The organism is Paenibacillus sp. GM2FR (assembly GCF_002803325.1).
Classification (GTDB): Bacteria; Bacillota; Bacilli; order Paenibacillales; family Paenibacillaceae; genus Paenibacillus_AQ; species Paenibacillus_AQ lautus.
This window is the reverse complement of the sequence record NZ_MKZM01000013.1, coordinates 42,925-56,183: the sequence shown is the minus strand read 5'-3', so window position 1 is coordinate 56,183 and position 13,259 is coordinate 42,925. Positions and strand designations below refer to the sequence as shown.

17 protein-coding genes and 1 other annotated feature are annotated in these 13,259 nt (G+C 49.6%); of the genes, 15 read left to right on the top strand and 2 right to left on the bottom strand.

Features of this window, described 5'->3' with window-relative positions:
• Nucleotides 1-79: 79 nt before the first annotated feature.
• Entirely contained in the window at nt 80-475 is a 396-nt protein-coding gene (locus PAEVO_RS32625) for a nucleoside triphosphate pyrophosphohydrolase family protein (RefSeq protein WP_071221035.1), read from the bottom strand.
• Between the two features lie 397 nt (nt 476-872).
• Between PAEVO_RS32625 and PAEVO_RS32620 the strand changes: the two genes are divergently transcribed.
• The 4 genes from PAEVO_RS32620 to gltX all read left to right on the top strand — a co-directional run bounded on the left by PAEVO_RS32620 (nt 873) and on the right by gltX (nt 4,752).
• On the top strand, nt 873-1,961 hold the full coding sequence (locus PAEVO_RS32620; RefSeq protein WP_100541563.1) for a PIN/TRAM domain-containing protein: 1,089 nt from the start codon (nt 873-875) through the stop codon (nt 1,959-1,961).
• 77 nt (nt 1,962-2,038) lie between these two features.
• A complete protein-coding gene (gene ispD, locus PAEVO_RS32615; RefSeq protein WP_100541562.1) occupies nt 2,039-2,734 on the top strand; it encodes a 2-C-methyl-D-erythritol 4-phosphate cytidylyltransferase in 696 nt (231 codons plus the stop codon).
• Complete coding sequence (gene ispF / locus PAEVO_RS32610; protein WP_100541561.1) at nt 2,731-3,219, top strand: 2-C-methyl-D-erythritol 2,4-cyclodiphosphate synthase; 489 nt, start codon at nt 2,731-2,733, stop codon at nt 3,217-3,219. The genes ispD and ispF overlap by 4 nt, the downstream gene beginning before the upstream one ends.
• A 69-nt stretch (nt 3,220-3,288) precedes the next feature.
• Entirely contained in the window at nt 3,289-4,752 is a 1,464-nt protein-coding gene (gene gltX, locus PAEVO_RS32605; protein ID WP_100541560.1) for a glutamate--tRNA ligase, read from the top strand.
• 272 nt (nt 4,753-5,024) lie between these two features.
• Here gltX and PAEVO_RS33600 read toward each other — a convergent pair whose 3' ends face one another.
• On the bottom strand, nt 5,025-5,246 hold the full coding sequence (locus PAEVO_RS33600; protein WP_133120365.1) for a hypothetical protein: 222 nt from the start codon (nt 5,244-5,246) through the stop codon (nt 5,025-5,027).
• 181 nt (nt 5,247-5,427) lie between these two features.
• Between PAEVO_RS33600 and cysE the strand changes: the two genes are divergently transcribed.
• The 11 genes from cysE to rplA all read left to right on the top strand — a co-directional run bounded on the left by cysE (nt 5,428) and on the right by rplA (nt 12,999).
• Complete coding sequence (cysE, locus tag PAEVO_RS32600; RefSeq protein ID WP_100541559.1) at nt 5,428-6,117, top strand: serine O-acetyltransferase; 690 nt, start codon at nt 5,428-5,430, stop codon at nt 6,115-6,117.
• Between the two features lie 58 nt (nt 6,118-6,175).
• On the top strand, nt 6,176-7,582 hold the full coding sequence (gene cysS / locus PAEVO_RS32595) for a cysteine--tRNA ligase (protein ID WP_100541558.1): 1,407 nt from the start codon (nt 6,176-6,178) through the stop codon (nt 7,580-7,582).
• A complete protein-coding gene (locus tag PAEVO_RS32590; RefSeq protein WP_100541557.1) occupies nt 7,579-8,022 on the top strand; it encodes a Mini-ribonuclease 3 in 444 nt (147 codons plus the stop codon). The genes cysS and PAEVO_RS32590 overlap by 4 nt, the downstream gene beginning before the upstream one ends.
• Before the next feature lie 87 nt (nt 8,023-8,109).
• Complete coding sequence (gene rlmB, locus PAEVO_RS32585) at nt 8,110-8,862, top strand: 23S rRNA (guanosine(2251)-2'-O)-methyltransferase RlmB (protein ID WP_100541556.1); 753 nt, start codon at nt 8,110-8,112, stop codon at nt 8,860-8,862.
• Between the two features lie 5 nt (nt 8,863-8,867).
• Nucleotides 8,868-9,386: an NYN domain-containing protein gene (locus PAEVO_RS32580; protein ID WP_100541555.1), complete on the top strand. Its 519-nt coding sequence runs from the start codon at nt 8,868-8,870 to the stop codon at nt 9,384-9,386.
• A 204-nt stretch (nt 9,387-9,590) separates the two neighbouring features.
• Nucleotides 9,591-10,235, top strand: a complete 645-nt coding sequence (gene sigH, locus PAEVO_RS32575; protein WP_006212942.1) for an RNA polymerase sporulation sigma factor SigH — start codon at nt 9,591-9,593, stop codon at nt 10,233-10,235.
• 573 nt (nt 10,236-10,808) lie between these two features.
• Nucleotides 10,809-10,958, top strand: coding sequence for a 50S ribosomal protein L33 (gene rpmG / locus PAEVO_RS32570; protein ID WP_006212941.1), 150 nt, complete (start codon nt 10,809-10,811; stop codon nt 10,956-10,958).
• Nucleotides 10,959-10,982: 24 nt separating this feature from the next.
• The gene (gene secE, locus PAEVO_RS32565; protein WP_006212940.1) at nt 10,983-11,174 is read left to right on the top strand and encodes a preprotein translocase subunit SecE; all 192 of its coding nucleotides are present in this window, start codon (nt 10,983-10,985) and stop codon (nt 11,172-11,174) included.
• A 21-nt stretch (nt 11,175-11,195) separates the two neighbouring features.
• Nucleotides 11,196-11,729: a transcription termination/antitermination protein NusG gene (nusG, locus tag PAEVO_RS32560; RefSeq protein ID WP_006212939.1), complete on the top strand. Its 534-nt coding sequence runs from the start codon at nt 11,196-11,198 to the stop codon at nt 11,727-11,729.
• Between the two features lie 71 nt (nt 11,730-11,800).
• Nucleotides 11,801-12,226: a 50S ribosomal protein L11 gene (gene rplK, locus PAEVO_RS32555; protein WP_076326233.1), complete on the top strand. Its 426-nt coding sequence runs from the start codon at nt 11,801-11,803 to the stop codon at nt 12,224-12,226.
• 80 nt (nt 12,227-12,306) lie between these two features.
• Nucleotides 12,307-12,999, top strand: coding sequence for a 50S ribosomal protein L1 (gene rplA, locus PAEVO_RS32550; RefSeq protein WP_009591966.1), 693 nt, complete (start codon nt 12,307-12,309; stop codon nt 12,997-12,999).
• Between the two features lie 69 nt (nt 13,000-13,068).
• Nucleotides 13,069-13,227 (top strand) — a sequence feature (ribosomal protein L10 leader region).
• Nucleotides 13,228-13,259: the final 32 nt, after the last annotated feature.

The following is a 13,259-nucleotide window of genomic DNA, read 5'->3' as shown; positions in this document are numbered from 1 at the left end:
GCTATTGCAGCGAGATAAATGCTTTTTTTGTATGCATGTGTGTACCTTGCCGTTTCGACCGTCATCATGACTAGCGGCTTTACGACAGGTTAAAAATACCCAATGTGGAGCATTTCTGCGACTCCTTGACAACAACCTCATCCAGTTGAATGTCCAGAAGATTCGCAAGAGCAGACATATAAAACAGGTTGCGGCCAAGCTCGGTGCTTACCGCTTCACGGCAATTCTCGCACAGATGGCCTTCGACGTGCGTGCCGGCTAATTCCCGGGCTGATTCGAGATCAGCGCCGATATCGAAGGTTTGCTTCGTGGCGTGGAGCTCGATGCATCCGCATTCTGTGATGGCCTTGGTTACGGCCCGGTTGACTGAAGCATTGCTTTGACCATTTTTAGACAGAACATCCAAGAGACTGCGGTGACGGAGCAACAATTCGGAAACTTGGTCCTGAAAAGCCTGTAAACTAGGAGCGCTCATTTATACATCCACCTCGATATTATGAATTGAGTTCATTATATTCCACTACTTCAGGCGATTTCAACCAATTTCAGGTGTCTGAAGGCGGTCAATTCCATTCGTGAGGTGGCTGTCAGTATACGTCAAAGCCTGATGGGGGTAGGCGAAACCGGTAGGATATGGGGATATGGAAATATAATAAAAAAACGTCAATCAGCGTACTTTGTACAGAAGACAGACCGCGTTTTGGAAGATGTTTATCATCCGATTATCCAATTTATTTGGTTTCACTGAACACTTATACATTCGATAATCTTAAAAAAAGATGGGCCGACACGATTACGACTTTATAAATTGGACCATACTGGAAAATAGAAGCAAGGATATTCAGGTATAAAAAGGAGGTGTGCGGAAGCTCATGGTAAAAAAAGCTATTTTAGCATTTACAGTATTATGCGGAGCATGGGGCGGGTATACGTTATATCATACAATGGAACGATCTTTCTCAGGGCTCTCGCCTATATTTGGACAGGGTTTATTTGCAGCGGGAAGCGGAGCCTTCGCGGTGCTTGGAGGATTATTGTTTGGCATGATCGGCGTGCTGTCAGCGGATCGGGTCACGAGATGGCTGCACAGCCTGATCACTTCGTTCTCCCGGATTCCGATGAATGAGCTGGCTGCGGGTACTGCCGGACTGTTGAGCGGCCTGCTGCTGTCTCTATTGCTGTCACCAGGTTTGTCCTTGCTAGGACAGGCTGGGCAGCTGCTGCAGGTTGGCATTACGCTGCTCGGCGGTTATATCGGGTTTCGCATTGGACTGGAGAAGAAGGATGAACTGGCTTCCCTGTGGATGTCGGGCAAGTGGAGTCAAGCTGCTGAGCCTGAGGGCCGGCGCATAGAGGAACATAAAATTTTGGATACGAGTGTCATTATTGACGGGAGAATTGCAGATATTTGCAAAACCGGATTTATCGAAGGAACGATTGTCATTCCTGAGTTTGTTCTGGAGGAGCTTCAGCATATTGCGGATTCTTCCGACCTTCTTAAGCGAAATCGCGGCCGGCGCGGCCTTGATATTTTGAACAAAATCCAGAAAGAGCTGGACGTCAAGGTACTCATTTATGAAGGCGACTTTGAGGAAATATCCGAAGTCGACAGCAAGCTGGTGAAGTTGGCCAAAGTGCTTCAAGGCAAAGTAGTTACGAATGATTTTAACTTAAATAAGGTTTGTGAGCTGCAGGGTGTGTCGGTGTTGAACATTAATGATCTCGCCAACGCGGTGAAACCGGTGGTCCTGCCAGGGGAAGAAATTTTGGTGCAGATTATCAAGGACGGCAAGGAGCATGGTCAAGGCGTCGCTTATTTGGATGACGGCACGATGATCGTCGTGGAGGGCGGTCGCGAGTACATCGGCACGATGATGGAGGTGCTCGTTACCAGCGTACTGCAAACCTCGGCGGGCCGGATGATCTTCGCGAAACCAAAACTGTTGGAAAAAGCCCAGTAAAGGGGTATGATGGGGATATACATATCCGTTACTCGTCCGTTTGTGACGTGTTGGGTGAGACAGGAGTTTGGTGCTTGATGAGTAACTTTGGCGCTGTCATTGTAGCGGCGGGAAAAGGAACGAGGATGGGCACCCGGGAGAGCAAGCAGTACCTGGCTCTGAACGGAAAGCCCATTATCGTTCATACGCTTGAAGCATTCAGCCGGATACCATGGCTGCAGGAAATTGTGCTTGTGACGGGGATGGAGGATGTCCCTCGCTGCGAATCCTGGATTCAGGAATACGGTTTGGTCAAGGTGTCCGCTGTAATCCCGGGGGGAAGCGAGAGGCAGCAGTCCGTATACCAAGGCATCAAGCAAATTTCTTCAGAGTGGGTAATGATACATGACGGCGTAAGGCCGTTTGTAACGCAAGAGGAAATTGAAGCCTGCCGCGATGCGGCAATCCGTGAGGGCGCCTCGGTACTTGGGGTTCCCGTGAAGGATACGATTAAACAGGTGAACGGTGAGGGGTTGATTACAGGAACCCCGGACCGTCAAAGTCTGTGGGCCGTCCAGACCCCACAGGCTTTTCGTCTTTCCGATCTGCTGTCTGCACATGAGGCTGCAGCGAAGGATGGGTTTACAGGCACTGACGATGCCATGCTGATGGAGCGAGCAGGACATCCGGTAACCGTGGTGGAGGGGAAATACAGCAATATTAAGATCACCACACCGGAGGATCTGGAATATGCAGCTTTTTTACAGAATCGTAAGGGAGAGGACATGGGATGATTCGAGTAGGACAGGGGTTTGACGTACATCAGCTCGTAGAAGGAAGGCCGTGCATTATCGGAGGCGTTACGATTCCTTATGACAAGGGGCTTCTCGGGCACTCCGACGCTGACGTGCTGCTGCACGCCGTAACGGACGCGATCCTGGGGGCGCTTGGGCTTGGCGACATTGGTCGTCACTTTCCCGATAACGATCCTGCCTTTAAAGACGCCGACAGCCTGAAGCTTTTGGAACAGGTATGGGTCATGGCGAAGGAACGCGGGTATACACTTGGAAATATCGATTCTACGATAATTGCACAGAAGCCGAAGATGGCACCCTATATTCCGCAAATGGCGGAAGTGATCGCCAAAGCGCTGGATGCCGAGGTGGAGCAGGTTAACGTGAAGGCGACCACAACCGAGCAGCTCGGGTTTACCGGTAGGGGCGAAGGAATCGCCGCGCAATCGGTTGTCTGCCTCGTAAAAGGTATGCTATCATCTTGAAGTATGTGTTCAATAAGGGAGTTTTTTGAGCTGGGAATTTTGAAAGAATAGGGAAGCGGAGGGGTTACAATGACCGGAGAAGTCCGCGTGCGCTATGCACCGAGTCCAACGGGACATTTACATATCGGCAATGCCAGAACGGCATTATTCAATTATTTATTCGCCCGCAAGAACAACGGGAAATTCATTATCCGCATCGAGGATACGGATGTAAAACGCAACGTAGAAGGCGGAGAGCAAAGCCAGCTGAAATACTTGAAATGGCTGGGCATGGACTGGGATGAGAGCGTGGATGTCGGAGGCGAGTACGGACCCTATCGCCAGACCGAGCGTCTTGATATTTATAAAGAATATTGGCAGGATCTCTTGGATCGAGGGCTTGCTTACCGCTGCTACTGCACGGAGGAAGAGCTGGAGCAGGAGAGGGAAGAGCAGATGGCTCGCGGCGAAACGCCGCGCTATTCCGGAAAGCACCGGGATTTGACGGAAGAGCAGCGGCAAGCGCTTGAGGCTGAAGGCCGTGTGGCGAGCATCCGCTTCCGCGTTCCGGAAGATCGTATCTACACGTTCGATGACATGGTGAAGGGCACGATTTCGTTTAACAGCAAAGAGACGGGCGACTTCGTCATCGTCAAAAAAGACGGCATTCCTACCTACAATTTCGCGGTAGCATTAGACGATCATCTGATGAAGATCAGCCATGTGCTCCGTGGGGAGGACCATATCTCCAATACGCCGCGTCAGTTGATGATCTATGAAGCTTTTGGCTGGGAGCCGCCTCAGTTTGGACATATGACCTTGATCGTGGGCGAGGATCACAAGAAGCTGAGCAAGCGTAATGAATCGATCATCCAGTTCATTGAGCAGTATGACCAGCTTGGCTATTTGCCTGAAGCGCTGTTCAACTTCATCTCGCTGCTTGGCTGGTCTCCCGAAGGGGAAGAGGAAGTCTTCTCCCAAGAGCAGCTGATCTCGATCTTTGATGAGCATCGTCTATCCAAGAGCCCAGCGGTATTCGATACGAACAAGCTGGCTCATCTCAACAACACGTACATCAAGAATGCGGATCCGGATCGGATTGCGGATCTAGCCATTCCGCACTTGCAGAAAGCCAGCCGCTTGCCGTCCGAGCTTACGGCCGAGCAAGAGGAATGGGCGCGCGCGCTCGTCGCGCTCTATCAGGAGCAGATGACCGCTGTTTCGGATATCGTGGATCTGTCGGAAGTGTTCTTCCGTACGCATCTGGAGCTGGACGCTGAAGGGATTGAAGTGATGGGCGGCGAGCAGGTGCCAGCCGTATTGTCGGCATTCCTTGCGAAGATCGAGCAGAGTGATGAGTTTAACGCTCCGAAGATTGCGGCGCTGATCAAGGAAGTCCAGAAAGAGACCGGATTTAAGGGCAAACAGCTCTTTATGCCGATCCGCGTAGCCTTGACGGGACAAACCCATGGCCGCGACCTGAACCAGACGATCTGGCTGCTGGGCAGGGATCGCGTGCTTGACCGTTTGCGCTCTCAGATCAAAGGCGCATAATTCGGGCGGCTTCCCCGATAAACGTTCCTTGTCAGCCCGTATATGATCAGTTATAATTACACCAAACTATAAGTGAAATATTCTTTGATCTAGGTTAGGTAGCAACAACTCATACGGAGAAGCAGCGGAGAGGACGGAATTGTGCTGTAGAAGCGAAGCGTTCGCCTTTGTCTTCCGATTTCCACCTATGTGATATCGTTAAAGAAATCGGAAGGCAACAGCGATCGGAAGCACAATCCGTCAGCGCAGCGTTCTATAGAGCGTTGTTTCCCTCACCTAGATCTACAAATATAAAACGTATTAAAAGCTACGATCAGGAGAAGTACGCGTAAAACAGGCACGTTCCAGAGAGGACAATCGGCAGAAGACAAGGACCACTTGAATTTGCCGGCTGAGAGTTGTCCCGTCGCCTGCAGCGGAAATGCACCTGTGAGCTGCATGGTTGAAGCGAACACAATCGTTAGATCATGCCGGTCGTCTGCCGTTAATGACATGAAGAGAATCGGTAGAATCCGTCCCTGACGAAGGGAGGAAGCTTGTGCCGGTTCTAAGCAGAGTGGAACCGCGGTCTAGCGCCTCTGCAGCGATAAGCTGCAGGGGCGTTTTTTATTTACAGGAATAACGATGGATAGCAAGTTGCATGCGCGATTGGAAGAGGGGAAAGAGGGAGCGTTCATGTTTAAACAAATGAAATCGGATATTCGGACAGTGTTCGAGAATGACCCGGCTGCCCGGGGACTTTTTGAAGTGGTATTCACCTACTCGGGGCTTCACGCACTGTGGGCGCACCGGGTAGCTCATGCATTATTTAAGCGGCGATGGTATACGCTGGCCCGGTTGATATCCCAGTTCAGCCGGTTTATGACAGGGATCGAGATTCATCCGGGAGCCCGTATCGGGCATCGGCTGTTCATTGACCATGGGATGGGGGTTGTCATTGGAGAGACCTGTGAGATTGGGGATGACGTGGTGATCTACCAGGGGGTTACCCTCGGTGGAACCGGTAAGGAAAAAGGCAAGCGGCACCCAACCATCGGTAACAACGTGGTCATCGGATCGGGGGCGAAAGTGCTAGGTTCCTTTACGATTGGGGATAACTGTAACATTGGTTCCAATGCAGTCGTATTAAGGCCTGTTCCCCAAAACAGCACCGTTGTCGGCAATCCGGGGAAAATTGTGAAACAGAACGGGGAGCGGGTGCGCGACCGGCTGGATCACACGAATCTGCCCGATCCGATTGTGGATATGCTCCGTTCGATGCAGAAGGAGATCGATCAGCTCCGGGCGGAGCTTCATGAGAGCAAACGAAACCAGCCTCAAGGCATGGTACCCGAGGCTGCTGTGTCTTCGGTCAAAGAAGAGTAAGCGCGTAAGCCGTGAAGGAATAATAAGCGATGGAATGAAAGGATTGAGATGATACCCTATGGCACTGCAAATCTATAACACGCTAACCCGTATGAAAGAAACATTTGTTGCTCAGGAACCTGGGAAAGTAAAGATCTACGTGTGCGGTCCTACCGTGTACGATTATATCCATATCGGGAATGCTCGGCCGATGATCTTTTTCGACGTGGTTCGAGCTTACTTTGAGAATCAGGGTAATGATGTGAATTACGTGGTGAACTTTACGGATGTGGATGACAAAATGATCCGGAAAGCCGAGCAAACCGGGACTACCGTTCCGGAGGTTGCGGATAAGTTTATTAACGCCTATTACGAGGATCTGGACGGTCTCGGCATACCAAGAGCGACATTAAATCCGCGGGTAACGGACAATATGGAGAGCATTATCGAATTCATCCAGGAACTCATTGACCGCGACTTTGCTTATGAGAACGGGGGAGATGTATTCTACCGGACCCGCAAATTTGACGATTACGGCAAGCTGTCCCAGCAAAATCTCGATGAGCTGCAATTCGGTATCCGGATTGAGGTGGATAAGCGGAAAGAAAACCCGGAGGACTTCGTTCTATGGAAAGCCGCGAAGCCCGGAGAGATCTATTGGAGCAGTCCTTGGGGCGACGGCCGCCCGGGCTGGCATATTGAGTGCTCTGCCATGGCCCGTCGTTATCTCGGGGATACGCTGGATATCCATGGCGGCGGCCAGGATCTGCAGTTCCCGCACCATGAATGCGAGGTTGCGCAGTCCGAGGCGTTGACGGGCAAACCGCTGGCGAACTATTGGATGCACAATGGATATATCCGCATCAATAACGAGAAAATGTCGAAATCGTTAGGAAACGGTGTATTGGTTAAGGAACTTCGTGAACAATATACGAAAGAAGCGATCCGCTATTTCATGTTGTCCACCCACTACCGCAACCCGCTCAATTATAGCGATGATGTGATGGAGCAGGCGCAGAACAGCGTGGACCGCCTCGCGAATGCGGCGGCTAATGTCGAGCATCGATTGAGTACTGCGATCGGCTCGAAGGACGATAACGTAAGCCAGGAAGTTGCGGATAAAATATCGGCCGTGCTTGTCGAATTTCACCAAAAAATGCAGGATGATTTCAACACGCCGGACGCCATCACCGCCATGTTCCAATGGGCCAGCGAGGCGAATCAGCTGCTGAAGGAGGCTTCGATTCCTGCGGCGGACCTGTATGAAGTGCTGCGCGCTTTCAACGATATGAACGGCGTGCTGCGCATCGTAAATACAGGCACGGATGAATTGCTGGATGAGGAGATTGAAGCTCTGATTGCCGAACGTATCGAAGCCCGGAAGAATAAAAACTGGGCCCGAGCGGATGAAATCCGCGACAAGCTGGCGGACGAAGGCATCGTGCTTGAGGATACGGCGCAAGGTATGCGCTGGCGGCGTAAATGAGCGGGCCTGAGCATCATGATCCCGCAGTAGGCTGGTTCGATTTTCCGCCGTCAAAGCCCGCCCGGTTAATCCCGCCGATCGTGCTTGCCTATATCGGGGATGCCATTTATGAGGTGGCGGTGCGGCAGTTTTTGATATCAAGAGCGAATCTCCGCCCTCATCACTTGCACCGGACGGCAACAGGATTTGTGTCGGCGAAGGCACAGAGTCGGATATTGGCTTTTTTGGATCCGGAGCTGACGGAAGAAGAGCGTGATGTTGTTCGTCAGGGACGCAATGCTAAATCAGGCAGCATCCCCAAAAATGCAGACGTTCTCGAATATCGGCATGCAACGGCATTTGAGACGCTTGTTGGGTATTTATATTATACGGGGGAGCAGGACCGTCTCCGTGAGCTCATCGGGAAGAGCATCGAGTTTATTGAGGGGTCTGTTAAATAGACCGTAGGACAATATGGCATCAACATTGAAACGATACAGCCGGTGTTTCTTCAGGGGACGCCGGCTGATATGCAGGAGGAGACCTACATGTTGCAAGAAGAGGAAGTAGTGGCTGGTAAGCACTCCGTAACGGAAGCGCTCAAATCAGGACGTACGATCAACAAAATATGGATTGCCGAAAATGCGCAAAAGCATCTGACCCTGCCGATCATCGCGGAAGCGAAGAAATTGGGCATTGTCATTCAGCATGTGGACAAACGCAAGCTGGATCAGATGGTTCCGGGGGTTCAGCATCAAGGCGTGGTTGCCCAAGCGGCACCCTATGCTTATGTGGAAGTGGAAGATTTGCTGAAGGTCGCGGAGGAAAAGGGCGAACCGCCTTTCCTACTGCTTCTTGATGAGATCGAGGATCCGCACAATCTGGGTTCGATTCTCCGAACGGCAGACTGCACGGGTGCTCATGGCGTCATACTGCCTAAGCGCAGATCGGCACAAGTTACGGCAACGGTGTCCAAAACATCAGCCGGCGCAGTAGAGTATGTGCCCGTAGCCAGAGTGACCAATCTGGGCCAAACCATCGATCAGCTGAAGGAAATGGGCGTGTGGGTTGTCGGCACCGTCGTTGACGCGGTACAGGAATTGTATGACACCGAGGTTTTTGACGGACCGGTCGCTATCGTTATCGGTAATGAGAATAAAGGGATGGGGCGTCTGATCCGTGAGAAATGCGATGTGCTTGTGAAACTGCCGATGGCCGGAAAAATCAACTCGCTTAATGCTTCGGTTGCCGCAGGTGTCGTCATGTACGAAGTGCTTCGCCGTCGCCGCATTCAAGGTTAGCAATGATGGCCGATTGGCGGGATGTGCTGCTGGTCGACGGTTATAATATGATCGGCGGCTGGCCATTTCTTGCGAAGCTCGCCAATAGCAGCATGCATGAAGCGCGAGACATGCTGCTTGAGAAATTAGCGGATTACCAGGCGTATTCAGGCCTCAGAGTCGTGGTGATTTTTGACGCATACCGGGTTCCTGGATTGGGGAAATCCTACACGCAAGGCAAGGTTCAGGTGTTTTTTACGAAGGAGAAGGAAACGGCCGATGAGTGCATTGAACGGTTAGTCGGAGAGTTCAGCCACCGCCGGCGAAAAATTTATGTGGCGACCAGCGATTTAATTGAGCAGCACGTGATTTTTGCTCGGGGAGCACTCCGGCTGTCCGCCCGGGAATTGCTGAACGAAGTGGAGCAGAGCGAGCGCGAAGTGAAGCAGAAAATAACGAAAGAGCAGACCAAGAGCAGGAATACACTTGACGGGAAGCTGCCGCCGGATGTGAGACAGATGTTCGAGCGCTGGCGAAGGGAATAGTGCTGTTTTACACAATAGGGACGAAAGGTCGGCTCATTTGGAGAATGAAACGGTATATGAATCTACGAAAAAGTTTACATTAAATGTTATTATCAGTCTATTTTAGGTAGAACGTGGTTGACGGTCTAGTAGACATCATATATACTTGTCATATATTTCAAGCGAGTGACGGGCTACCGTGCGTTCCGGGCCGGAGGGATTCTATTGAGTGTGGACCTCAAGGAAGTCATGTTGTCAGGGTATGATGTGATAAGCGATGAAGACATTGTCGAGGCGGTCCGCGAGGGTGATAGCGGGGCGCTGGAGTATTTGATCAATAAATACCGGAATTTTGTACGTGCTAAAGCCCGCTCTTATTTTCTGATTGGTGCTGACCGGGAAGATATTGTCCAGGAAGGCATGATCGGGCTGTACAAGGCAATTCGTGATTTTAAAGGGGATAAGCTGTCCTCGTTCAAGGCCTTTGCCGAGCTCTGCATTACCAGACAGATTATTACGGCAATTAAGACCGCTACGAGACAGAAGCATATTCCGCTCAATTCGTATGTCTCATTGGACAAGCCGATTTATGATGAGGATTCGGACCGTACGCTGCTGGATGTCATTTGCGGTACTGCGGTAAGCGATCCAGAGGAACTGATCATTAATCAAGAGGAATTTGTCGGCCTGGAAGACAAGATGTCAGAAATCTTAAGCGATCTGGAACGAAAAGTCCTGATGCTCTATTTGGACGGTCGATCCTATCAAGAGATTGCGGTAGATTTAAGGCGTCATGTAAAATCGATTGACAATGCACTCCAACGGGTAAAGCGAAAGCTTGAACGTTATCTGGAAGTCAGGGATAATTAATAGCAAGCGTCGGATAAGAAGCAGAAGGCTCAATCAGAGCCTTTTTTTAATTGCCTGATCGTTTTTAAATCAGGATGGCCGGCGAAGGATCCGCATATCCTTTGTCGTTATTATCATTTGTTGGCAGATAGGATAGGACGATACTCAAAGATGTCCATTTTCGCAAAACGCAAAATGTGTAATATTTGGTGTTTCATCTGTTGGAAGATTGAACATACTGGATATAGACTAAATGCTATGCAGGATGGACAAAGACTGTGAAACGCCACAGTTTTTTACAGCGAGTTGTTTACAATATTCCGGGGACTCATTCCCTGGTTTAGCTGGCAATGGCATTTATTGCAGCCCGCAATCAGAGAGAAAAAGGCTTGAAATGGCGCTATCCTTGTGATAAAGTGTTTTAGGTAGGCCTAAATTCGCGTGTTTTATGAATGGATCGTTGTTACAGCTTTTGGAACAACGGTTTTATTCATCTCGCAGAAATAACCGGGTTTCGATGAGAACAAGGTTGTTTCTACTAGGATCAATATCGATTCTTCTGACAAAGAAGGACGTCTTCGGGAGGTGCACATCATGCGGGTAATTATCACTTTGGCTTGTACAAGCTGCAAACAAAGAAACTACACAACCACCAAAAACAAGCGAAATCACCCCGACCGCATGGAGATGAAGAAATTTTGCAAGTTCTGTAACGAGCAAACTCCTCATCGCGAAACCAGATAGTTTTCTTTTGGAGGTGTAGTCGGCGTGAAACGTGGTTTCAAGTCTCTGTTTTCCTTTTTCTCTGAAAGCTGGGCGGAACTTAAAAAAGTTCGCTGGCCTAATCGTAAAGAACTGACGAACTATACTTTAATTGTTCTCGGCACCATTGTGTTTGTCACGATTTATTTTTGGGTTGTAGACATCGGTATTTCCGCTGTGATCGAAGCGATAATTTAGAAGGGTCCCAGGTGGCTTGATATGGAAAAAAGATGGTACGTAGTTCATACCTACTCTGGGTATGAGAATAAAGTCAAAGCCAATTTGGAAAAACGTGTCGAGTCCATGGGCATGGAGGACAAAATATTCCGCGTTCTTGTTCCGATGGAAGAAGAAATCGTAAACAAAGACGGCAAGAAAAAAACCGTCATGCGTAAAGTTTACCCGGGATATGTCTTGGTCGAAATGATTCAGACCGATGATTCTTGGTATGTTGTCCGCAATACACCAGGAGTGACCGGTTTTGTTGGTTCGACAGGGTCCGGTTCTAAACCGACGCCTTTGCTTCCAGAAGAAGTAGAACAGATTCTGAAGCATATGGGCATGGAAGAGCCGAAACCGAAGATCGAATTCGACATCAAGGAATCCGTTCGTATCAAGGTTGGTCCTTTTGCGAATTTTGTGGGCTCCGTGGAAGAGATTTTGGCTGAAAAGAGCAAGTTGAAAGTTCACGTCAACATGTTTGGACGGGAAACCCCGCTGGAGTTGGATTATACTCAAGTGGAGAAGATCTAATTCTTCAGGTTTCTTGTGGGAGGGCGTATCAAAGCGTCCGCTACCACTATTGATGCAAGGAGGTGTCAACCATGGCTAAGAAAGTTATCAAGATTGTGAAACTGCAAATTCCTGCAGGTAAAGCGAATCCGGCTCCTCCAGTAGGTCCTGCATTGGGTCAAGCGGGTGTCAACATCATGGCATTCTGTAAAGAGTTCAACGCACGTACTGCTGATCAAGCTGGTCTGATCATTCCGGTTGAAATTTCGGTGTTTGAAGATCGTTCCTTTACATTCATCACTAAAACTCCACCGGCTGCTGTTCTGCTTCGTGTGGCTGCTAAGATCGAAAAAGGATCCGGCGAGCCTAACAAGAAGAAAGTTGCTACCGTTAAGCGTGACGCTGTTCGTCAAATCGCTGAAACAAAAATGCCTGACCTGAACGCTGCATCTGTTGAAGCTGCAATGAAGATGGTAGAAGGTACTGCCCGTAGTATGGGTATCACAATCGAAGACTAATTGTCTTTCGATTGAAACCGGACTAGGTTCGGATTATGTGGGAGGAATTTCCGCTAACACCACAAAGGAGGAAAACAAACATGGCTAAACACGGTAAGAAATACGTTGAAGCTGCGAAGCTGATTGACAGCGAAGCAACTTATGAGCCTTTGGAAGCTGTAGAGCTTGTGAAGAAGGCTGCAACTGCCAAATTTGACGAAACTGTTGAAGCGGCTGTACGTTTGGGTGTAGACCCACGTAAACAAGACCAGGCTGTTCGTGGTGTTGTTGTCTTGCCTCACGGCACAGGTAAAACACAACGCGTTCTGGTATTTGCAAAAGGTGAAAAAGCGAAAGAGGCAGAAGCTGCTGGCGCTGATTTTGTTGGCGATCAAGACATGATCAACAAAATTCAACAAGGCTGGTTCGAGTTCGATGTCTGCGTAGCTACACCTGATATGATGAGTGAAGTCGGTAAACTTGGCCGTCTGCTCGGTGGTAAAGGCCTGATGCCTAACCCTAAAGCTGGTACGGTTACATTCGATGTTGCTAAGGCTGTTCAAGAAATCAAAGCCGGTAAAATCGAGTACCGTCTGGACAAAGCAGGTCAAATTCACGCGCCAATCGGCAAAGTGTCTTTCGATGCAGCTCAACTGAATGAGAACCTTAAAGCTCTCATCGATGCATTGAATCGTGCGAAACCAGCTGCTGCTAAAGGTGTATACCTGAAAGGTATCGCGGTTTCCTCGACAATGGGACCAAGCGCTCGCGTGAACACAACCGTTTACAGATAATATTACCATTGACTTTGGTCAATGAGGTTTGATATTATGTAACAGTTGTGAGTCTTCGAGACTGACCCTTAAAGTTGAATATGCTTACCGTAGACAGTAGGTGCCCTAAGCAGGCTTAATTTCCTACCGAGGTGTTATGATAGAACGTCAACAATTTGTCCGGTTACACCGGCCAAATGATGATTCATCAGGCCTTCGTGATTCTACGGAGGCTTTTTTAGTGCCCGTAGGAAGAGTGGAGAGCTTGGTGCTCTTACGCT